The 19,271-nt window shown below is 61.3% G+C and carries 18 protein-coding genes; 13 read left to right on the top strand and 5 right to left on the bottom strand.

Features of this window, described 5'->3' with window-relative positions; genetic code table 11:
* The first annotated feature begins 1 nt into the window (after position 1).
* The 8 genes from prmA to BM036_RS03115 all read left to right on the top strand — a co-directional run bounded on the left by prmA (position 2) and on the right by BM036_RS03115 (position 8,967).
* Complete coding sequence (prmA, locus tag BM036_RS03080) at positions 2–898, top strand: 50S ribosomal protein L11 methyltransferase (RefSeq protein ID WP_091848767.1); 897 nt, start codon at positions 2–4, stop codon at positions 896–898.
* A gap of 57 nt (positions 899–955) precedes the next feature.
* On the top strand, positions 956–2,197 hold the full coding sequence (locus BM036_RS03085; protein WP_091848768.1) for a DUF3426 domain-containing protein: 1,242 nt from the start codon (positions 956–958) through the stop codon (positions 2,195–2,197).
* Between the two features lie 238 nt (positions 2,198–2,435).
* Positions 2,436–3,431 (top strand): tRNA dihydrouridine synthase DusB, encoded by a 996-nt coding sequence (gene dusB, locus BM036_RS03090; protein ID WP_177185986.1) that lies wholly within the window; start codon positions 2,436–2,438, stop codon positions 3,429–3,431.
* The gene (gene fis / locus BM036_RS03095; protein WP_091848770.1) at positions 3,428–3,745 is read left to right on the top strand and encodes a DNA-binding transcriptional regulator Fis; all 318 of its coding nucleotides are present in this window, start codon (positions 3,428–3,430) and stop codon (positions 3,743–3,745) included. Before dusB ends, fis begins: the two co-directional genes overlap by 4 nt.
* Positions 3,746–3,815: 70 nt before the next feature.
* Positions 3,816–5,396, top strand: a complete 1,581-nt coding sequence (gene purH, locus BM036_RS03100) for a bifunctional phosphoribosylaminoimidazolecarboxamide formyltransferase/IMP cyclohydrolase (protein ID WP_091848771.1) — start codon at positions 3,816–3,818, stop codon at positions 5,394–5,396.
* Positions 5,397–5,409: 13 nt separating this feature from the next.
* Positions 5,410–6,696 (top strand): phosphoribosylamine--glycine ligase, encoded by a 1,287-nt coding sequence (purD, locus tag BM036_RS03105; RefSeq protein ID WP_091848772.1) that lies wholly within the window; start codon positions 5,410–5,412, stop codon positions 6,694–6,696.
* Positions 6,697–6,793: 97 nt separating this feature from the next.
* Complete coding sequence (locus BM036_RS03110; RefSeq protein WP_091848773.1) at positions 6,794–8,356, top strand: cation:proton antiporter family protein; 1,563 nt, start codon at positions 6,794–6,796, stop codon at positions 8,354–8,356.
* Positions 8,356–8,967 (top strand): methyltransferase domain-containing protein, encoded by a 612-nt coding sequence (locus BM036_RS03115; RefSeq protein ID WP_091848774.1) that lies wholly within the window; start codon positions 8,356–8,358, stop codon positions 8,965–8,967. The genes BM036_RS03110 and BM036_RS03115 overlap by 1 nt, the downstream gene beginning before the upstream one ends.
* Positions 8,968–9,167: 200 nt before the next feature.
* Here BM036_RS03115 and BM036_RS03120 read toward each other — a convergent pair whose 3' ends face one another.
* From BM036_RS03120 to rho, 3 genes are all read right to left on the bottom strand, one after another.
* Positions 9,168–10,172: a 2Fe-2S iron-sulfur cluster-binding protein gene (locus tag BM036_RS03120; protein WP_091848775.1), complete on the bottom strand. Its 1,005-nt coding sequence runs from the start codon at positions 10,170–10,172 to the stop codon at positions 9,168–9,170.
* A gap of 1 nt (position 10,173) precedes the next feature.
* Positions 10,174–11,661: a 4-hydroxy-3-polyprenylbenzoate decarboxylase gene (gene ubiD / locus BM036_RS03125; RefSeq protein WP_091848776.1), complete on the bottom strand. Its 1,488-nt coding sequence runs from the start codon at positions 11,659–11,661 to the stop codon at positions 10,174–10,176.
* Positions 11,662–12,129: 468 nt separating this feature from the next.
* Positions 12,130–13,392 (bottom strand): transcription termination factor Rho, encoded by a 1,263-nt coding sequence (gene rho / locus BM036_RS03130; RefSeq protein ID WP_091848777.1) that lies wholly within the window; start codon positions 13,390–13,392, stop codon positions 12,130–12,132.
* A gap of 363 nt (positions 13,393–13,755) precedes the next feature.
* Here rho and moaB point away from each other — a divergent pair, with 363 nt between their 5' ends.
* From moaB to BM036_RS03150, 4 genes are read left to right on the top strand one after another with little or no spacing between them, the layout of a single operon-like run.
* The gene (moaB, locus tag BM036_RS03135) at positions 13,756–14,328 is read left to right on the top strand and encodes a molybdenum cofactor biosynthesis protein B (RefSeq protein ID WP_091848976.1); all 573 of its coding nucleotides are present in this window, start codon (positions 13,756–13,758) and stop codon (positions 14,326–14,328) included.
* Positions 14,328–15,542, top strand: a complete 1,215-nt coding sequence (locus BM036_RS03140; protein ID WP_091848778.1) for a molybdopterin molybdotransferase MoeA — start codon at positions 14,328–14,330, stop codon at positions 15,540–15,542. The genes moaB and BM036_RS03140 overlap by 1 nt, the downstream gene beginning before the upstream one ends.
* Before the next feature lie 5 nt (positions 15,543–15,547).
* A complete protein-coding gene (gene moaD, locus BM036_RS03145) occupies positions 15,548–15,808 on the top strand; it encodes a molybdopterin converting factor subunit 1 (protein WP_091848779.1) in 261 nt (86 codons plus the stop codon).
* Positions 15,809–15,810: 2 nt separating this feature from the next.
* Positions 15,811–16,266 carry a molybdenum cofactor biosynthesis protein MoaE gene (locus tag BM036_RS03150; RefSeq protein ID WP_091848780.1) on the top strand — a complete coding sequence of 152 codons (456 nt, stop codon included), beginning with the start codon at positions 15,811–15,813 and terminating at the stop codon, positions 16,264–16,266.
* Positions 16,267–16,440: 174 nt separating this feature from the next.
* Here BM036_RS03150 and mobA read toward each other — a convergent pair whose 3' ends face one another.
* Both mobA and trxA read right to left on the bottom strand, forming a co-directional pair.
* Positions 16,441–17,034 (bottom strand): molybdenum cofactor guanylyltransferase MobA, encoded by a 594-nt coding sequence (mobA, locus tag BM036_RS03155; RefSeq protein ID WP_091848781.1) that lies wholly within the window; start codon positions 17,032–17,034, stop codon positions 16,441–16,443.
* A gap of 75 nt (positions 17,035–17,109) precedes the next feature.
* Entirely contained in the window at positions 17,110–17,436 is a 327-nt protein-coding gene (gene trxA, locus BM036_RS03160; protein WP_091848782.1) for a thioredoxin TrxA, read from the bottom strand.
* Between the two features lie 294 nt (positions 17,437–17,730).
* Between trxA and ppx the strand changes: the two genes are divergently transcribed.
* On the top strand, positions 17,731–19,245 hold the full coding sequence (ppx, locus tag BM036_RS03165; protein WP_281247005.1) for an exopolyphosphatase: 1,515 nt from the start codon (positions 17,731–17,733) through the stop codon (positions 19,243–19,245).
* Positions 19,246–19,271: the final 26 nt, after the last annotated feature.

Raw genomic sequence — 19,271 nt, forward strand, 5'->3', positions numbered from 1 at the left:
TATGCCCTGGATCCAACTGCAGATTCCGGCTGATCCTGACACGGCGGATCAGCTGGAAGACCTTCTCATGGAGATGGGTGCCGACGCTGTCACCATGGAAGACGCCGCCGACCAGCCCATCTTTGAACCGGATCCTGGTACCACCCCCTTGTGGGGTGATACCCGGGTGACGGGACTGTTCGATGCCGACCAGGATATTGAGCAGATCTGCTCTGCCATCCGCGATGCCTGGCACCAGCAGACCCAGCAGGAATTGCCGGACATCGAGGTCACCCTGGTTGAAGACAAGGACTGGGAGCGGGCCTGGATGGATGACTTCCAGCCCCTCAAGTTCGGGCACCGCCTGTGGATCGTACCCAGCTGGCACGCCGCACCGGACCCCGAAGCCGCCAACCTGCTGCTGGACCCTGGCCTTGCCTTTGGTACCGGCACCCACCCCACCACAGCCCTTTGCCTCGATTGGCTGGATGCCACGGAAGTGGAAGGCTGCCAGGTCATAGATTACGGTTGCGGCTCCGGCATCCTGGCACTGGCGGCCCTGCTGCTGGGTGCTGGCCACGCGATCGGCGTCGATACCGATCCACAGGCCCTGGAAGCCAGTCGTGACAACGCCCGCCGCAACGACGTCAGCGATGAGCGGTTTGACCTCTACTTGCCAGGTAATGAACCGGACACCCAGGCTGACATACTGTTGGCAAACATCCTGGCGGGCCCACTGGTTGAACTGGCTCCCACCCTCGCCGGGAAAGTCCGGCCCGGAGGCCACCTGGTTCTGTCCGGCATCCTTGCACAACAGGCCCGTGAAGTGATGACCGCCTACGAACCCTGGTTCGTCATGGACGAGCCCGAACAACGCGAAGAATGGATACGCCTCACAGGTCGCCGCATTGGTGGATGACGACACGCAAGACTGTCGCTAAACTGCTGAGAGCCTTTGACCTTACAGGATTTTAGGATGGCCGATACTTCCAGCCTGCTGACCCGCTGCCCCCACTGCGATACCCGTTTCCGGGTAACCAGTGAACAACTGACCGTCGCTGATGGCAAGGTGCGCTGCGGGCATTGCATGGAAGTATTCGACGCTCGCAGCCATGCAGACTCCCCGGCGGCCAGCCAACCCGGGGAGGCAAACCGGGAGCACTTCGGTGCCACCGATCCCGATGAAGACCTGATCTTCCAGGACAACCCGGTAGAAGACGCCGCCGAAGGCCCCTATGCCGGGCAGGACTCCCATTTTGCCGATGACGAACTCAGCGACAGTTTCCGTGGCGTTGACGCCGGCGCTGAGCATCACGGCGACCTCCACGATGACGATGTCGATGACGTGGACGAGAGCTGGGCGGAAGCCATGCTTCAGGAGGAGTTGCCGGACAACACCCCGAATCAGCACCGACACGCATCCCCCGCGCCTACCGGCCATGCTGACCCTGAATCTCCGGCCCACCGGCAGGCTCCCGCCGAGGAGTCGGCCGAATCTGCGGCCTGGCGCCAGCATGACCCGGCTACCGGAGAATCGGGCTACCCGGCTTCCACCGACGACCTGGAGATCGTCGGAATGGTGGCCGAGGCAGAGCCCCACGCCGGGCCTGCGGACGTCGAACGCCCCCGTGACGGTATCACCGGTGGCACCTTCCCTTCACTGGATGACGTCTCCCCCTACGACCGTCTGTCCAGCGAACCGGTGTCCGTCGGCTCCCGCTCCGGTGGCAGCCTGCGAGGCTGGCTCTGGACCCTGGTCGTGCTGGCCCTGCTGGGAGGGGTGATTTCCCAGGTCGCATGGTTCCAGTTCGACCGGCTATCGGCCATTCCCGAACTCCGCCCCTGGTATGAAAAGGCCTGTGAATACGCCGGTTGCGAACTGGCACCACTGGTTGCCATGGATCGCATCCAGAGCCGCAAGCTGGTCGTCCGCACAGACCCCGATAACCGTTCCGCCCTGCTGGTGGACGCTGTAATTATCAACCAGGCCGAATTCGAGCAGCCATTCCCCGCCATTGCACTTACCTTTTCCAACCTGAATGGCGACGTGGTGGCCCAGAGCATCTTCCCACCCGAGGATTACCTCGCCGGTGAGGGCGCCGACCTGGAGGCCATGCCATCAGGTACTCCGGTACGCATCGCTATCAGTATCCGCGATCCCGGCCGTGACGCAGTCAACTACAACCTGCGATTCGTTAACCGCAGCAACGACTCCTGACCCCCTCCCGTATCAACCATTGGTGGACACCAGGTCGAATAAAAGTCAACCAGACAGGGTGAAAAATAATCAACTTTTTCCCCTGTTCCGGCCTTCAATACCCTCACCCCCGGCGGTATCATTGTCGCCCCCTGAATCCGGCATCCTTTTCTGACTGGCGTCCCATACGGGAGCCAGATGATCGGGTATGGTAGATTCAGAGACAGTTCTGGTAACCGACGACGGACTCAGACGTATGCTGCCCACGGTGAAGATAGGGCCCTATACCTTGCCCAATTCCCTGGTGGTCGCGCCCATGGCCGGCGTGACCGACCGCCCTTTCCGGCAACTCTGCCGGCGCATGGGTGCGGGCCTGGCTGTGTCTGAAATGGTGATTGCCGACCCGTCCCTCTGGCATACCCGAAAATCACGCCTGCGGCTGGATCACAAGGGCGAACCTGAGCCCCGCTCGGTGCAAATCGCTGGCGGTGACCCGGACATGCTGGCCAACGCCGCCCGCATGAACGCTGAGCAGGGCGCCCAGATTATCGATATCAACATGGGCTGCCCGGCCAAGAAAGTCTGTAACAAGGCGGCCGGCTCGGCGTTGATGAAGGATGAGGCCCTGGTAAAGGACATACTCCATGCCGTGGTTCAGGCGGTGGACGTGCCCGTCACCCTGAAAATGCGCACCGGCTGGGACCGGGACAACCGCAATGCCGTCACTATCGCCCGCATGGCGGAAGATGCCGGCATCCAGGCACTGGCCGTACACGGGCGCACCCGGGCCGACGCCTATCGGGGCGCGGCGGAATACGACACCATCGCCCAGGTGAAAGAGGCCGTCACCATCCCGGTGTTCGCCAACGGCGATATCACCACGCCCCAGCAGGCGCAGGCGGTGCTCCGGCACACCGCCGCCGACGGCCTGCTGGTTGGCCGGGGCGCCCAGGGCAGGCCCTGGATCTTCCGGGAAATAAAGCATTTCCTGGAAACCGGGGAAGTCATGGCACCGCCCCCGCTGGAAGAGGTAGAAGCCATCCTGCTGGATCACCTGCAGGCGCTTCACTGTTTCTACGGCGATCCCATGGGGGTTCGCATCGCTCGCAAGCACGTGGGCTGGTACCTGCAGGCCCACGACGCCGGCAAACAGTTCCGCAAGCGTTTCAATACGCTGGAGTGCGCCAAGGCGCAGTCCGACAGTATCCAACAGTATTTTGCAGCCTTACGAAATGGAGAGGTATTCGCAGCATGACCGCTGAAACACTGGCACACGATTCCATGGCCCGTTCCGCAAACGACGACCAGCCCACCCTTCAGACCGTCAGCAACACCGGTAACTCGGTAACCCTGCGCGACAGCGTTGAAGTGGCCCTGAAGAACTACCTGGCCCAGCTGGACGGTGCTCCGGTCACCGACGTCTACCAGCTGGTGTTGTCGGAAGTGGAAGCCCCCCTGCTGGAACAGGTCATGAAGTACACCCGCAACAACCAGACCAGGGCCTCAACCATGCTGGGGCTGAACCGCGGCACGCTGCGCAAGAAACTCAAGCAGTACGGTCTGCTATAATCATCGGATTCTCCCAAGGCCTCCCGGAGTTGTTTCGCGAGGCCTTTCCTGTTTCAAGAAGGCATTGAAAATGGCAACTCCATCAAACACCCCCGTTCGTCGGGCCCTGATCAGTGTGTCCGACAAGACCGGCATCGTTGAGTTCGGCCGCAGGCTGACCGAGCGCGGCATTGAACTGCTGTCTACCGGCGGCACCTTCCGCCTGCTGAAGGAAAACCAGGTTCCGGTGACTGAAGTGAGCGATCACACCGGCTTCCCGGAAATGATGGATGGCAGGGTCAAGACCCTGCACCCGAAAATCCATGGCGGCATCCTCGGGCGTCGTGGCACCGACGACCAGGTGATGGCAGAGCACGGTATCGCACCCATCGACATGGTGGTCGTTAACCTCTATCCCTTTGAAGAAACCGTGGCGAACCCGGACTGCGACCTGGCCACCGCCATCGAGAACATCGATATCGGCGGCCCCACCATGGTCCGCGCCGCCGCCAAGAACCACAACGATGTGGCTATCGTGGTCAACGCCTCGGATTACCACAGGGTTCTGAAAGAGCTGGAAGAGAACGATGGCGAGCTCTGCTACAGCACCCGCTTCGACCTCGCAGTCAAGGCCTTCGAGCATACCGCCGGCTACGACGGTGCCATTGCCAACTACCTGGGTGGCCGCACCCCGGATAACGACAACGCCGACTTCCCCCGCACCTTCAACGCCCAATATGTGAAGGTCCAGGATATGCGTTACGGCGAGAACCCTCACCAGCGGGCTGCCTTCTATGCTGAGCGCAACCCGAAGGAAGCCTGCGTTGCCACCGCAAAGCAGTTGCAGGGCAAGGAACTGAGCTACAACAACGTGGCCGATACCGATGCCGCCCTGGAATGCGTCAAGCCCTTTGCCGACCCGGCCTGCGTGATCGTCAAACACGCCAACCCCTGTGGTGTGGCCATTGGTGCGGATATCCGCCAGGCCTATGACCTGGCCTTCGCTACCGACCCTACCTCTGCGTTCGGTGGCATCATTGCCTTCAACCGTGAGCTCGACGGCGAAACGGCGCAGGCCATCATCGATCGCCAGTTCGTGGAAGTGATCATTGCACCGACCATTAGCCCCGAAGCGATCGAGCTGGTGGCCGCAAAGAAAAACGTGCGCCTGCTGGCCTGTGGTGAATTCGATGGCGAGCGTGCGAAGGCCCTGGACTACAAGCGGGTCACCGGAGGCCTGCTGGTGCAGGACCGGGACCTGGGGATGGTCTCCATGGATGAGGTCAAGGTCGTCACAGAGCGCCAGCCCACCGAGGACGAGCTCAACGATATGCTGTTCGCCTGGGAAGTGGCCAAGTACGTCAAATCCAACGCCATCGTGTACGCCCGAGCCGGACGCACCATCGGCATTGGCGCCGGCCAGATGAGCCGGGTATACAGCGCAAAGATCGCCGGCATCAAGGCGGCCGACGAGAAGCTGGAAGTGAAGGGGTCGGTGATGGCCTCCGACGCCTTCTTCCCGTTCCGGGATGGCATCGACGCTGCCGCCGAAGCGGGGATAACCGCTGTTATCCAGCCGGGCGGCTCCATGCGCGACCAGGAGGTGATCGACGCCGCCAACGAGCATGGTATCGCCATGGTCTTCACCGGCATGCGCCATTTCCGCCACTGAGGAGAAAAATAATATGAATATCCTGATTATCGGTAGCGGCGGCCGCGAGCACGCCCTGGCCTGGAAGGCGGCTCGCTCACCCCTGGCCGACCGGGTCTTTGTGGCCCCGGGCAATGCCGGCACGGCACTGGAACCACGCCTGGAGAATGTCTCCATCGACGTGATGGACCTTGATGCCCTGGCTGACTTTGCCGCTACCCACGACGTGGGCCTGACCATTGTGGGCCCGGAAGCACCACTGGTAGCCGGCATTGTCGACAAGTTCGAATCCCGCAATCTGCGGGTGTTTGGCCCCAGTCAGGGCGCGGCCCAGCTGGAGGGCTCAAAGGCCTTTACCAAGGACTTCCTGGCGCGGCACAACATCCCGACCGCCGCCTACGCCAACTTCACCGATGTGAACGAAGCGCTGGCCTATGTGCGCAGTCAGGGCGCGCCGATCGTGGTGAAGGCCGATGGCCTTGCCGCCGGCAAGGGTGTGATCGTTGCCATGACCCTGGAAGAAGCCGAAGCCGCCATCCGCGATATGCTGGCCGGCAATGCCTTCGGTGATGCCGGTAGCCGGGTGGTGGTCGAGGAATTCCTGGACGGCGAGGAAGCCAGTTTTATCGTGATGGTGGATGGCGAGCATGTCCTGCCCATGGCGACCTCCCAGGACCACAAGCGGGTGGGCGACGGCGATACCGGGCCCAATACCGGTGGCATGGGCGCCTACTCCCCGGCCCCCGTGGTGACCGATTCTGTGTACCAGAGAATCATGGATGAGGTGATCTATCCGACCGTTCGTGGCATGGCTGCCGAGGGTCACCCCTACAAGGGCTTCCTCTACGCCGGCCTGATGATCGATAACGACGGCGCACCGAAGGTCATTGAATTCAACTGCCGGTTTGGCGACCCGGAAACCCAGCCCATTATGCTGCGCATGCAGTCGGACCTGGTAGAGCTGTGCGACGCGGCCATCGACGGCAAGCTCGACCAGTGCGAATCCCGCTGGGATGACCGCGCGTCCGTCGGCATCGTACTGGCCGCTGGCGGCTACCCGGGCAACTATGGCAAGGGCGACGTTATTGAGGGCCTCCCGGAAGGGGAAACCGAGGGCGAGAAAGTTTTCCACGCCGGCACCCGGCTGCAGGGCGAACAGGTGCTCACCAATGGTGGCCGAGTCCTATGCGTCACTGCCCTGGGTAACACGGTGACCGAAGCCCAGCAGCGCGCTTACCAACTGGCGGGCAGCATTACCTGGAACGGTGCTTTCTATCGCAAGGACATTGCCTGGCGGGCCATCGCCCGTGAAAACGACTGATCCTGCCTAATTGGCCTGAAAGCCCGGTCGCAAGCGAGCTACCGGGCTTTTTTTTGCGTTACAATCGGCCCCCTGCTGTCCACAAGGAATCCGCCCCATGTCCGAAGCCATCTGGATCACCTTTGCCTTTACCCTGGGCCTGCTGGTCAAGGGAGTAGGCCTTCCGCCTTTGGTGGGCTACCTGGCAGCGGGCTTCGTCCTGAGTGGATTGTCCGGCTTCACCCCCCTGGTGGTGGAGGACACCGATGTCCTGTCCCACATTGCCCACCTGGGCGTGCTTCTGCTTCTGTTCACCGTTGGCCTGAAACTGAAGCTCAAATCCGTGGTCAGCCCGGAGGTGATCGGCGGCAGTCTGCTGCACTTCGGTATCACCTGCCTGGTATTTACCCCCGGCATCCACTACCTGGCCGGACTCGACTGGACCACTGCCCTGCTGCTGGCCGTTGCCCTGTCCTTCTCCAGTACCGTGCTCGCGGCCAAGGTACTGGAAGGCAAGCGCGAGCTACGGGCATTCCATGGTCGGGTGGCCATCGGCATCCTGATCATGCAGGACCTGATCGCACTGGTTGTAATGAGCCTGGCCGCCGGTAAGACGCCGTCTGAGTGGGCACTGCTGATCTTCGGCCTGCCCCTGCTGAGACCCTTTCTTTACCGTCTGCTGGACGCCAGTGGCCATGATGAACTGCTGGTGCTGCTGGGCCTGTTGCTGGCCCTGGTGATCGGTGGCCTTGGGTTCGAGGCAGTGGGCCTGAGCTCGGAGCTGGGCGCCCTGATCTTCGGCGCCATGCTGGCCAACCATCCCCGCTCCCAGGAGTTGTCCAAGTCGCTGTGGAGCGTGAAAGAAATCTTCCTGGTCGGTTTTTTCCTGCAGATTGGTATTGGCGGCCTGCCGGATACCAACGCCCTCATCTTCGCACTGGTTACCGCCTTGATCCTGCCATTGAAGGGGATCCTGTTCTTCTTCCTGTTGCTGCTGTTCCGGCTTCGCGCCCGCAGCAGCTTCCTGTCCAGCCTCTCACTGACCAACTACAGCGAGTTCGGCCTGATCGTAGCCAGCGTCGCCTTGCCAGAATGGCTGATCCCGCTGGCAATCGCGGTCTCCCTGTCATTCCTGCTCTCTGCACCCCTGAACCGTCTGGCGCACCCGATCTATGAGCGCCTGGCGAGTCGGCTGGCGCCGCTGGAGAGCCGCAATCACCATCCGGACGAACAGCCGATTTCGCTTGGGGACACCCGGGTACTGGTCATGGGGATGGGGCGAACCGGCACAGCGGCCTACGACCGGCTACGTGAAGATGAACCCAGGCTGATGGGACTGGACTCGGATCCTGCCAAGGCCCAGAAGCACTCGGATGAGGGCCGTAACGTGGTTTTCGCCGACGCAGAAGACACCACTTTCTGGGAGGGACTGCACATGCCGCACCTGGAAGCCGTCATCCTCGCGATGAACGACATTGAAGGCAAGGTCATTGCCGCCCGCATGTTGCGCAAGAAAGGCTTTACCGGATACGTCATCGCCCATACCGGCTATGCCGATGAAGCTGAGAAGATCCGGGATGCGGGTGCCGACGATGCCTTCCTTACCATGAGTGAAACCGGCGTAGCGCTGGCCAGCCACCTGAACGACCAGCGCCACCCGGTGCCCGGGTCAGCGGCCTGATGGATACCCAGTCCAGCTCCCTCCACGAGGAGCGACTGGATCGGGTGGCGACGCTGATCCGTGCCTCCGGTGCACGCAGTGTCCTGGACCTTGGTTGCGGTAGCGGCTCACTGCTGCGCCGCCTGGTCAGGGAGCCGGCCTACACCGCCATTACCGGGCTGGAACAGTCAGGACTCTCCCTGCGCCAGGCGCGGGCGATGCTGGCGGAAGTGGCCGCCGCTGAGTCGCGGGTTTCTCTGCTCCAGGGCAGCTACATGGACCCGGGCCTCAACCTCACGGGTTTTGACGCCGCGGCCATGGTGGAGACCATCGAGCATGTGAGCCCCGGGCGACTCTCGGAGGTGCAGCGGGCCGTGTTCGAGCACTACCATCCGGGTTGGCTGATTCTGACCACGCCCAACGCCGAGTACAATCCGTTATTCGGGCTGCGCCCCGGGGAGCTGCGCGACCCGGACCACAGGTTTGAATGGAATCGCGACAAGTTCCGTAAGTGGTGTAGCTCAACGGCAAGGCAATCCGGCTATCAGGTGCGCTTCAGCGGTATCGGTGAGGAAGACCGGGAGTTCGGGCCGCCAACGCAGGTGGCTATCTTCAGCCGACCCGGGGATTGATACCTTTTCCCACCCACGGCCCCTTCGAAAGAAGCCCTTCGACAAGCTCAGGGCGAACGGAACGCACCAAAGATATCGTTAGCCATGACATTCAGATACCGTCACCAAGTTATCGGTTTTCGCTTGTTTGGGGCTCAATTCCCGTTATTCGATCGCCCTGAGCCTGTCGAAGGGCCGCTGATTCCGTGCTTACAAACCGATCAAGTCCGTGGCGCATACTCCAGCACATCGGAATAAAAGTCGCTTTCCGGCAGGCCGGCTTCCACCAACGCATCCATCAGCGTATACACCATGACCGGTGAGCCACTGGCCATAACCTGCACGTTGCCCCAGTCAAAACCGGACGCCAGTACCGCGTCTACCAGCTGGTCGTGGTGACCACTCCAGTCGTTATCTTCATCATCCCCAACCACCGGCGCAAAGCGGAATGGCGGCCATTCCGCGTCCCAAGTCTCAGCCAGGGACCGGAGATACATATCTTCCGGGCGCCGGACCCCCCAATAGAGGGTGACCGGCTGGTCAAACCCGGTTTCACGCAGATAATCCACCATGCTTTTCATCTGGGCAAAGCCAGTGCCGGCAGCCACCATCAGCAGGGGCTTGCGCGGTGCTGCCGCGAGACAGGCTTTACCATGGGGCATCTCGAGGGTTACTTCACCGCCTGACATAAGCGCATCAATCACTTTCTGGGCGGATACCCATTCCGGCGTTGCCTGGATATGAAGCTCGATGTTGTCGGCGGACGGGCTGCTGGCAATGGAGAAATAGCAGGGCTCGGCATCCGGCAGGTTAACCGAAAGGTACTGGCCGGCGTGGAACGACAACTCCCGCCGCCGGTTCACTTTCAGCTCGACCCGGTAAACATCGTGGCTGATGGATCGCACTTCCGCGACCATCGCCTGAAACAGTTTCGGTGGATTCTCTCCAGCGCCCATAACGGCGGTTATCTCCAGTTCCAGATCGGTGAGCGCTTCAGTGCGACACAGCATCAGTCGCCCACCCATCGTGATCGTTTGTTGATTCCGGGTATTGATGGCCTCCCCTGTCAGCAGGCGGGCCTCACAGATCTCGCAGACACCGTTGCGGCATGCCGACGGTACGGCAATGCCGGCTGCTGCGGCGGCCGTCAGCAGGTCGTTGCCGGAAGCCACAGTGTAGTCCAGCCCGGACGGCCGCAACCGGACGACCCGGTAATCGGTGGCCATATTACTCGGGGCGGGAAGCCGGGGTTTCAATGCCCAGGCTGTCCCATTTCTCGTCGACACGACGCTTGATGTCGTCGTCCATGGTGATCGGTGTACCCCACTCCCGGTCGGTTTCACCCGGCCACTTGCTGGTGGCGTCCAGGCCCATCTTGGAACCCAGCCCGGACACTGGTGAGGCAAAGTCCAGGTAGTCGATGGGGGTGTTCTCCACCATCGTGGTATCACGGGCCGGGTCCATGCGCGTGGTCATGGCCCAGATGACATCGTTCCAGTCCCGGGCGTTCACATCATCGTCAGTCACGATGACGAACTTGGTGTACATGAACTGGCGCAGAAACGACCAGACCCCCATCATGACCCGCTTGGCGTGCCCGGGATACTGCTTCTTCATGGTCACTACCGCCAGGCGGTAGGAACAGCCTTCCGGCGGCAGGTAGAAGTCAACAATCTCCGGAAACTGCTTCTGCAGGATCGGGATGAACACCTCGTTGAGGGCCACACCGAGAATGGCCGGCTCATCCGGTGGCCGGCCGGTGTAGGTGCTATGGTAAATGGGGTCTTTGCGGTGAGTAATCCGCTCCACTGTAAATACCGGGAACTGATCCACCTCATTATAGTAACCGGTGTGGTCACCAAAGGGCCCTTCCGGCGCGGTATCGTCCGGGTAGATAAACCCTTCCAGCACAATCTCGGCGCTGGCAGGCACCTGCAGGTCACTGAGCCCGGCCTTGACCAGTTCGGTACGACCGCCCCTGAGCAACCCGGCGAAGGCATACTCTGAGAGGGTATCCGGCACCGGTGTTACCGCGCCAAGAATGGTGGCCGGGTCGGCGCCCAGGGCAACGGCGACGGGAAAGGGCTTGCCAGGATTGGCCCGCTGCCACTCCTGGAAATCCAGCGCACCTCCGCGGTGGCTCAGCCAACGCATGATCAGGCGGTTCCTGCCAATCACCTGCTGGCGATAGATACCCAGATTCTGGCGTTCCTTGTGGGGGCCCCGGGTAATCACCAGCGGCCAGGTCACCAGCGGCCCGGCATCCCCCGGCCAGCAATGCTGAACGGGTATCTTGCCCAGGTCCACATCGTCCTTCTCAAGCACTACTTCCTGGCAGGGGGCCGAGCGCAGCACTTTCGGGCTCATGCGCATGACCTGTCTGAACAGGGGTAGCTTTTCGATGGCATCCCGGAAGCCCTTGGGGGGATCCGGTTCCTTCAGGTAGGCGAGCAGCTTGCCGATGTCCCGCAGGGCGGTGACATTGTCCTGCCCCATGCCCATGGCGACCCGTTTTGGTGTTCCGAACAGATTGCCCAGTACCGGCATGTCGTAACCTTTCGGGTTCTCGAACAGCAACGCCGGCCCACCCGCCCGCAGGGTGCGATCGCAGATTTCGGTCATTTCCAGGTGGGGATCCACTTCAACCGAGACGCGCTTGAGCTCACCCATTTTTTCCAGCTGGGCGAGGAAGTCTCGCAGGTCGTTGTATTTCATGCCGGTCTCCGTTGTTTTGCTCGCCTCAGTCACACCTGGGGTAATCGGCAGACTTTAATTCCTTGCCTGCGGCAGTTGTGCCAGGAACGGGGCGGGGAGGGTCTTTACCAGACGCGCCATGAATACATCCTTGTAGGCTCATGTTGCCATCCCTGGCAACATTTAACGGTCTGGCAAAGACCCTCCCCGCCCCGTTCTTTAAACTCCGCGTTAACTGGAACAGGTAACAGAAGACCTTATCAACCAACGCGAGCATTGGTTAAAACCTGGTTCCGGGAAGCACAAGCACCGGTGCGCGCAAAGTGTTGGGGGACAGTGTCGAGGGGCCCCTTCCCGGACCGTTAAGTGTTGCCAGGGACGGCAACACGAGCCTACAGGGAGGTATTCATGGCGCGTCCGGGAAGGGGTCCCTCGATGCTGGCCTCAGACACAGGTTTACGCGCCTGAGGGCCAGCTGGTTTAGTCCGATCAACGACGCTTCATGGACTGGAAGAACTCGTCGTTGGTCTTCGTATCCCTGAGCTTGTCCAGCAGGAATTCGATGGCCGCGGTATCATCGTCCATGGAGTGCAGCAACTTGCGCAGAATCCAGACCCGCTGGATGTCCGCCTCAGTCATCAGCAGGTCCTCGCGGCGAGTACCGGAGCGCCGGATATTCATGGCCGGATAGACACGCTTTTCCGCAATCTTGCGGTCCAGGTGTATCTCCATGTTACCGGTACCCTTGAACTCCTCGTAGATAACCTCGTCCATCTTGGAGCCGGTATCCACCAGGGCCGTTGCCAGGATGGTCAGGCTGCCGCCCTCTTCCACATTACGGGCCGCACCGAAGAAACGCTTGGGTTTTTCCAGGGCGTGGGCGTCCACACCACCGGTGAGAACCTTGCCTGACGACGGGATAACCGTGTTGTAGGCCCGTGCCAGCCGGGTAATGGAGTCCAGCAGGATGACCACATCCTTCTTGTGCTCCACCAGGCGCTTGGCCTTCTCGATCACCATCTCCGCCACCTGGACGTGACGGGCCGGCGGCTCGTCAAAGGTGGACGCGATGACTTCGCCACGCACGGTGCGCTGCATCTCCGTCACTTCCTCCGGACGCTCATCGATGAGCAGCACCATCACATGGCACTCGGGGTTGTTACGGGTGATTGCCTGGGCGATGCCCTGCATCAACAGGGTCTTACCAGCCTTGGGCGGGGAGACGATGAGGCCGCGCTGGCCCTTGCCAATGGGCGCCACCAGGTCCAGCACCCGGGAAGACAGATCCTCTGTACTGCCGTTACCAGTCTCGAGCACCAGGCGCTCGTTCGGGAACAGCGGCGTCAGGTTCTCAAACAGAATCTTGTTGCGGGCGTTGTCCGGCTTGTCAAAGTTGATCTCGTTGACCTTGAGCAGCGCAAAATAGCGCTCACCGTCCTTTGGTGGCCGGATCTTGCCGGAGACCGTGTCGCCGGTACGCAGGTTGAAACGACGGATCTGGCTGGGAGAGACATAGATATCATCAGGCCCGGCCAGGTAGGAGGCGTCGGCGGAACGGAGGAAGCCGAAGCCGTCCTGCAGAATCTCCAGTACGCCATCACCGTAGATGTCTTCGCCGCTCTTGGCGTGCTTCTTCAGAATGGTGAAGATGACATCCTGCTTGCGCGAACGGGCGAGGTTTTCCAGGCCCATTTCCTGCGCGATGTCGAGCAATTCGGGCACAGACTTCTGCTTGAGTTCAGTAAGATTCATAGTTTGTTGGATTATCAGGAATGGAAGTAAGCGATCGTTGATATGACAGGGATGCCCCTGAACAGGTTGATCAGATAAACAGTAAAAAATTGGTGCTGGCCAGATGGAGCAACCGGTAGTGATGGAGTCCGGAAAAGTACAGAGGCCAGGGACAGGGAGAACAACCGTTCGCCAGGCAAACAGGATAATCGACTACCCACTGCGCCTCTGTCAAGTGTTACTGCCCAATTTTGCACCGGTTTTTGCGCCCTGCCTCCCTTTGGCCGGGACAGTACCTATACCGGTTGGGGTATTCCCTTCCAATGACCGTGGCCAATGCGGATACTGGACCCCATACATCTGATGACCACTGCGGAGATTGACATGAGCAGCAAACCCACCGGTGAACTGGTGCCGCTGAACATCGCCCTGTTGACCGTTTCTGACACCCGCGGGCCGGATCAGGACACCTCCGGGCAATACCTTGAAGACCAGTTGCTGGCCACCGGCCATCAGCTGGCTGCCCGCCGCATCCTGCCCGATGACGTATACCTGGTGCGGGCATTGATGTCTCGCTGGATTGCTGACCCGGCAATCCACGGCATTATCATCACCGGCGGAACCGGCTTCCACGAGCGGGACAGCACACCGGAAGCCGTCGGCCCGCTCCTGGACAAGATCATCGATGGCTTTGGCGAAGAGTTCCGCCGGCTGTCGCAGCTGGACATCGGCACCTCCACTATCCAGTCCCGGGCGTTTGGCGGGCTTGCCAACCATACCGTGATCTTCTGCCTGCCCGGCTCTACCGGCGCCTGCCGTACCGGCTGGGAGGGCATTCTCAGCACCCAGTTGGACAGCCGCCATGGCCCCTGTAACTTCGCCGCGCTGGTGCAACGCAAACCGGACCGTCCGGTGCATCGGCTGGACGAAGTGGTCGGCGACAAGGCGCAGGCGTGATGGGCGGACAGAACCTGACCTCACTGGACGATGCCCTGGAACACCTGCTGTCCGGGGCGCAGGTGATTGATCGAACAGAAACCCTCCCCCTGGAGCGGACCCTCGGTCGCATCCTGGCAGAGGATATCCGGGTACCGGCAGACGTACCACCCGCAGACAACAGCGCCGTGGATGGCTACGCCGTGCGGATGGCGGATACCGCTTCCGGGGCACCCCTGCCCGTGTCGGCCAGGGTTGCGGCCGGACAGGCGCCGGGTACCCTGGAGCCTGGCACTGCCGTACGTATTTTCACCGGTTCAGAGATTCCGGCCGGGGCCGATGCGGTGGTGATGCAGGAGCGAACCGAACCGCGGGATGGTGGCATCGCCATCATGGCAGCGGTTGAGGAAGGCCAGAACATCCGGCGCCAGGGGCAGGACCTGCGCAGCGGAGCGATTGCCCTTTCAGCGGGCACACCCATTCGGCCCCAGGAAATGGGCCTGCTCGGCTCTATGGGCATTGGTTCTGTCGAGGTGTTGCAGCCGCTGCGGGTGGCCGTCTTTTCCACCGGCGACGAGCTGGTGGACCCTGGCCAGCCGTTGCAGGCCGGCCAGATCTACAACACCAACCGTTATACCCTGACGGGGCTGCTGCAGGCAGTGGGTTGCGATATTGTTCGCTGCGAAACCCTCAGGGACAACCGGGAGAATACCCGATCGGCACTTCTTGGCGCGGCAGCCGAGGCGGATCTCATCATTACCAGCGGTGGCGTCTCCGTCGGCGAGGAAGACCATGTACGGGTCGTGCTGGAAGAAAGTGGTGAGCTTTCCCTCTGGCGACTGGCCATCAAACCCGGCAAACCGCTGGCCTTCGGTTTCCTGGACGGCACCCCGGTTCTGGGCCTGCCCGGCAACCCGGCTGCAGTGTTAGTCACTTTCCTGGTGGCCGGCCTGCCCTATATCCGTCACTGTCAGGGCAACCGCCGCTATCATGTGCTGGGCGAATACCTGCCCGCGGCGTTTTCGGTGGACAAGCCTTCAGTCCGGCGGGAGTTCCTGCGGGCCCGCAAGCAGGCCAACGGTGACCTGATCGAAATTGCCGCCTACCCGAACCAGAGCTCCGGCGTGCTGAGTTCCGCCTGCTGGGGGGACGGCCTGGCGGTGGTGCCGGAGGATACAACCCTGGCGGCAGGCGACCGTGTTCTCTACTACGCTTTCAGTGAATTGCTTGGATAACGACCATGAGTAACCAGACCCTGACCGTTCGTTTTTTCGCCCGTCTGCGGGAAGAACTGGGTACGGACCAGGAAACCCTGCCGTGCGAGACCGGTCAGACCGCCGGCGACGTGTTGGCGCAGCTATCGAACCGGGGCGGTCCCTGGGCGCAACTGACCGGCGACCAGCCGGTGATGATTGCAGTCAACCAGGCTATGGCCAGGCCTGCCACTCCGGTAAACCCCGGGGATGAAGTGGCCTTTTTCCCGCCGGTGACCGGGGGCTAGTTATGGAAGAGGTGCGCATCCAGGAAGCTGATTTCGATCCCGCTATCGAGTACAACAGCCTGAGGAACAGTGGCTCCGGTACCGGGGCCATTGCCACCTTTACCGGGCTGGTGCGAGACAGTGGTGACCTGCAGGGTGTTACCGGGTTGTACCTGGAGCATTACCCCGGCATGACGGAGCAAGTGATCCGTGACCTGATACGGCAGGCCCGGGAGCGGTGGGATATTCGCCGGGTGACGGTGATTCATCGGGTGGGTACCTTGCGGCTTTCAGACCAGATCGTGTTTGTCGGGGTGGCCAGTGCCCATCGGGGGGATGCCTTTGCGGCCTGCCAGTTTCTGATGGACGTGCTCAAGACCAGTGCGCCTTTCTGGAAGAAGGAGCTGACGGAGACCGGGGAGCATTGGGTGGAGCAGAAAGATTCGGATCTAGCGGTTGGTGGGCGCTGGGAGGAGTGACCTCATAGCCTGGGGCCTGGATCGTCGGGTGGCTTGGTTGTGAGGTGGCTGGTACCCGGGCGGGGGAGTCTTTCTTCCGGAAAAAGAACTCGCTTCGCTCAGACACCTTTTTCCTGCAGAAAGACTCCCCCACCCAGATACCGATTCAAACTCCGTTTTTCGGCATCAAAAAAACTACAGCAGATCAGCTGGTTTATTCCGGTTACTGAAAACCTCGCCTGCTTCCGGACAGGCCACGACCACTGCACCAACCGATTCTGCAAATCCCATGACCCGTCGGTTACCGGATTCCAGCCACTGCTGGAGAGAAACCATAAGGCTGACGGGATAGACCCCATGCAGGGGGTGTGTCCTGCCCTCACTTTCGGCGATTACCGGGCGTTCAGGCTGCGCCTCCCAGGCGGTTACCAGGGCGTCGAGGGTGGCCGGGGTGATACCGGGGGTGTCACAGGGGCAGACGAGGACTGCGCTGGCGCCTTCACGAGCAGCGGCTTTAAGGCCGGTCAGCAGGCCGGCCAGGGGGCCCTGATAATGGAAGTTTTCAGGATCCGGGAGAACGTGGCCAGGGGCCAGCTGTTTGTAGTCGTTCAGGGAGCGGTTGGCGCTGATGAATACTTCGGGCGCAACGGCACTCAGGGCCTTGTAGACCCACCTTGCCATCGGCTGCCCCTGCCAGTTGAGCATGCCTTTATCCTGGCCGCCCATGCGGGTGCCTTTGCCGCCTGCGAGAAGCAGGCCGATGATAACGGGAGGCCGGTCGCTGGTCATGGCAATAAAAAACCGCCCGTGACCCTGGCTTGTGTTTGCTGACCAGGTTCAGGGGCGGCTTTGGACATTAACCGCTTAGAGGTTGCTGTCCAGGAAGGCAGCCAGCTGCGACTTGGACAGCGCGCCCACCTTGGTGGCATCCACGTTGCCGTTCTTGAACAGCATCAGGGTGGGAATGCCGCGGATGTTGAACTTGGGCGGGGTCTGTTCGTTTTCGTCGATGTTCAGCTTGCAGACCTTGAGCTTGCCTTCGTATTCCTCGGCAATTTCCTCCAGGACCGGGGCAATCATCTTGCACGGTCCGCACCACTCTGCCCAGTAATCCACCAGTACAGGGGTGTCAGAGTTCAGTACGTCCTGCTCAAAGGAATCGTCGGTTACGTTTACGATATTTCCGCTCATTGCTGTTTCCTGCTTCTGTCACGGGAGGCCGAAAACCCTTGCGGGAGCTGGCGTCCGGTGAGCTGGATCTTTGACGGTGTGATCACCGCCGCGAACAAAATGGGGTGGCTTTTGACAAAGCGACTATACGTTACTTTACGCGATTTGGCTTCCACCTGTGAAGCGCCCGGCAGGCAGTAGTCTCCGCTATTGCGAGGTGTATCCGGTACTGACAGGCTTTGTCCAATTCGCTTATAGTACCGGCAGCGGCGCAGGCGCCTCACTATAAAGGCTGGCAAGAGGATTTCAAGACACGTGACGGCTTCAGATAATGCCAACCCGCCCGAGTTACTTGCGGCCATTGATATGGGCTCCAACAGCTTTCACATGGTAGTGGCCCGCCAGGTTCACGGGGAAATCCGGACCCTGGAGAAGATGGGGGAGAAAGTTCAACTGGGGGCTGGCCTGGACGCGGACAACAAGCTCACCGAAGAAGCCCAGCAACGGGCCCTTGCCTGCCTCAGCCGCTTTGCCCAGCGCATCAGCGGTATGCCCCCGGAAGCCGTCCAGATTGTGGGCACCAATGCCCTGCGTGTCGCTCGCAACACCCAGGAGTTCATCGCCCGCGCCGAGGAAGTGCTTGGCTACCCCGTAGAGATCATTGCCGGCCGGGAAGAGGCCCGCCTGATCTACCTTGGCGTCTCCCATACCCTGTCGGACGACACCGGTCGACGCCTGGTGGTGGATATTGGTGGTGGCAGCACCGAGTTCATCATTGGCGAACGTTTCGAGACCCAGGCACTGGAAAGTCTGCACATGGGTTGCGTGTCATTCCGGAATCGTTATTTCCCTGATGGCAAGATCAGCCGACGGTTGATGGACCAGGCCGTCACCCACGCCTCCCAGGAACTGCTCAATATCCGTTCCCGTTACCGGGAGCTGGGCTGGCACAGTGCGGTGGGATCGTCCGGCTCCATCAAGGCCGTGGCCAATGTACTGGCCAGCCTGCGCATCACCGATGGCTCCATTGACCTCAGAAGTATGCGGGAGCTGCGCCGCCGCCTGATCGATATGGGCAATGTACGGCGCCTGGCAGACCTGGGGGTGCGTACCGACCGCCAGAGCATTTTCCCGGCCGGCTTTGCCATTCTGCTGGCGGCCTTCGAATCCCTCGGCATTGAACAGATGACTTACGCCGATGGTGCCCTGCGGGAGGGGCTGCTGTATGACATTCTGGGACGCATCCAGCACGAGGATGTCCGCGAGCGCACCATTACGGCACTACAGGAACGCTATCACCTGGACCAGCGCCATGGCGAGGCGGTGGAAGCCTCCTCCATCGCCCTGTGGCGGTGCGTCTGCAGGGACTGGAACATCAATACGCTTGGCGATGAGGAGCTGTTGCGGTGGGCCAGCCGGCTGCACGAGATCGGCCTGACCATTGCCCACAGCCAGTACCACAAGCACGGCGCCTACCTGCTGCGCTATTCAGACCTGCCGGGTTTTACCCAGCAGTTCCAGCAGGAACTGGCCACGCTGGTACGGGGCCATCGACGCAAGTTTACGCCGTCCATCTTTGAAGGGTTCGAGCCTGCCGACGCCCAGCGCCTCAAGCGCCTTTGCGTGCTGCTGAGGCTGGGTGTGCTGCTGCAACATGCCCGCAATTACGAGTCACCGCCAACACTCACGGCCAGGGCCTCCAACCGGCGCCTGCAACTGACGTTTGACGAAGACTGGCTCAGCCAGCGGCCGCTGACCCTGGCAGACCTGGAGAACGAAAAGGAGTTCCTGGCGAGACAGGATTTCTCGCTGGAGATCCAGACCCGCTAGCAATCTACCTCCGTGCCCTTGCGGAC

It is taken from the genome of Marinobacter segnicrescens (genome assembly GCF_900111555.1).
In the GTDB taxonomy this organism is placed as follows: domain Bacteria; phylum Pseudomonadota; class Gammaproteobacteria; order Pseudomonadales; family Oleiphilaceae; genus Marinobacter; species Marinobacter segnicrescens.

Bases quoted from the DNA above. Each gene is read 5' to 3' on its own strand.
- prmA (WP_091848767.1), top strand. From the start codon at position 2: ATGCCCTGGATCCAACTGCAGATTCCGGCTGATCCTGACACGGCGGAT.
- BM036_RS03085 (WP_091848768.1), top strand. From the start codon at position 956: ATGGCCGATACTTCCAGCCTGCTGACCCGCTGCCCCCACTGCGATACC.
- fis (WP_091848770.1), top strand. From the start codon at position 3,428: ATGACCGCTGAAACACTGGCACACGATTCCATGGCCCGTTCCGCAAAC.
- purH (WP_091848771.1), top strand. From the start codon at position 3,816: ATGGCAACTCCATCAAACACCCCCGTTCGTCGGGCCCTGATCAGTGTG.
- purD (WP_091848772.1), top strand. From the start codon at position 5,410: ATGAATATCCTGATTATCGGTAGCGGCGGCCGCGAGCACGCCCTGGCC.
- BM036_RS03110 (WP_091848773.1), top strand. From the start codon at position 6,794: ATGTCCGAAGCCATCTGGATCACCTTTGCCTTTACCCTGGGCCTGCTG.
- BM036_RS03115 (WP_091848774.1), top strand. From the start codon at position 8,356: ATGGATACCCAGTCCAGCTCCCTCCACGAGGAGCGACTGGATCGGGTG.
- BM036_RS03120 (WP_091848775.1), bottom strand. From the start codon at position 10,172: ATGGCCACCGATTACCGGGTCGTCCGGTTGCGGCCGTCCGGGCTGGAC.
- ubiD (WP_091848776.1), bottom strand. From the start codon at position 11,661: ATGAAATACAACGACCTGCGAGACTTCCTCGCCCAGCTGGAAAAAATG.
- rho (WP_091848777.1), bottom strand. From the start codon at position 13,392: ATGAATCTTACTGAACTCAAGCAGAAGTCTGTGCCCGAATTGCTCGAC.
- moaB (WP_091848976.1), top strand. From the start codon at position 13,756: ATGAGCAGCAAACCCACCGGTGAACTGGTGCCGCTGAACATCGCCCTG.
- BM036_RS03140 (WP_091848778.1), top strand. From the start codon at position 14,328: ATGGGCGGACAGAACCTGACCTCACTGGACGATGCCCTGGAACACCTG.
- moaD (WP_091848779.1), top strand. From the start codon at position 15,548: ATGAGTAACCAGACCCTGACCGTTCGTTTTTTCGCCCGTCTGCGGGAA.
- BM036_RS03150 (WP_091848780.1), top strand. From the start codon at position 15,811: ATGGAAGAGGTGCGCATCCAGGAAGCTGATTTCGATCCCGCTATCGAG.
- mobA (WP_091848781.1), bottom strand. From the start codon at position 17,034: ATGACCAGCGACCGGCCTCCCGTTATCATCGGCCTGCTTCTCGCAGGC.
- trxA (WP_091848782.1), bottom strand. From the start codon at position 17,436: ATGAGCGGAAATATCGTAAACGTAACCGACGATTCCTTTGAGCAGGAC.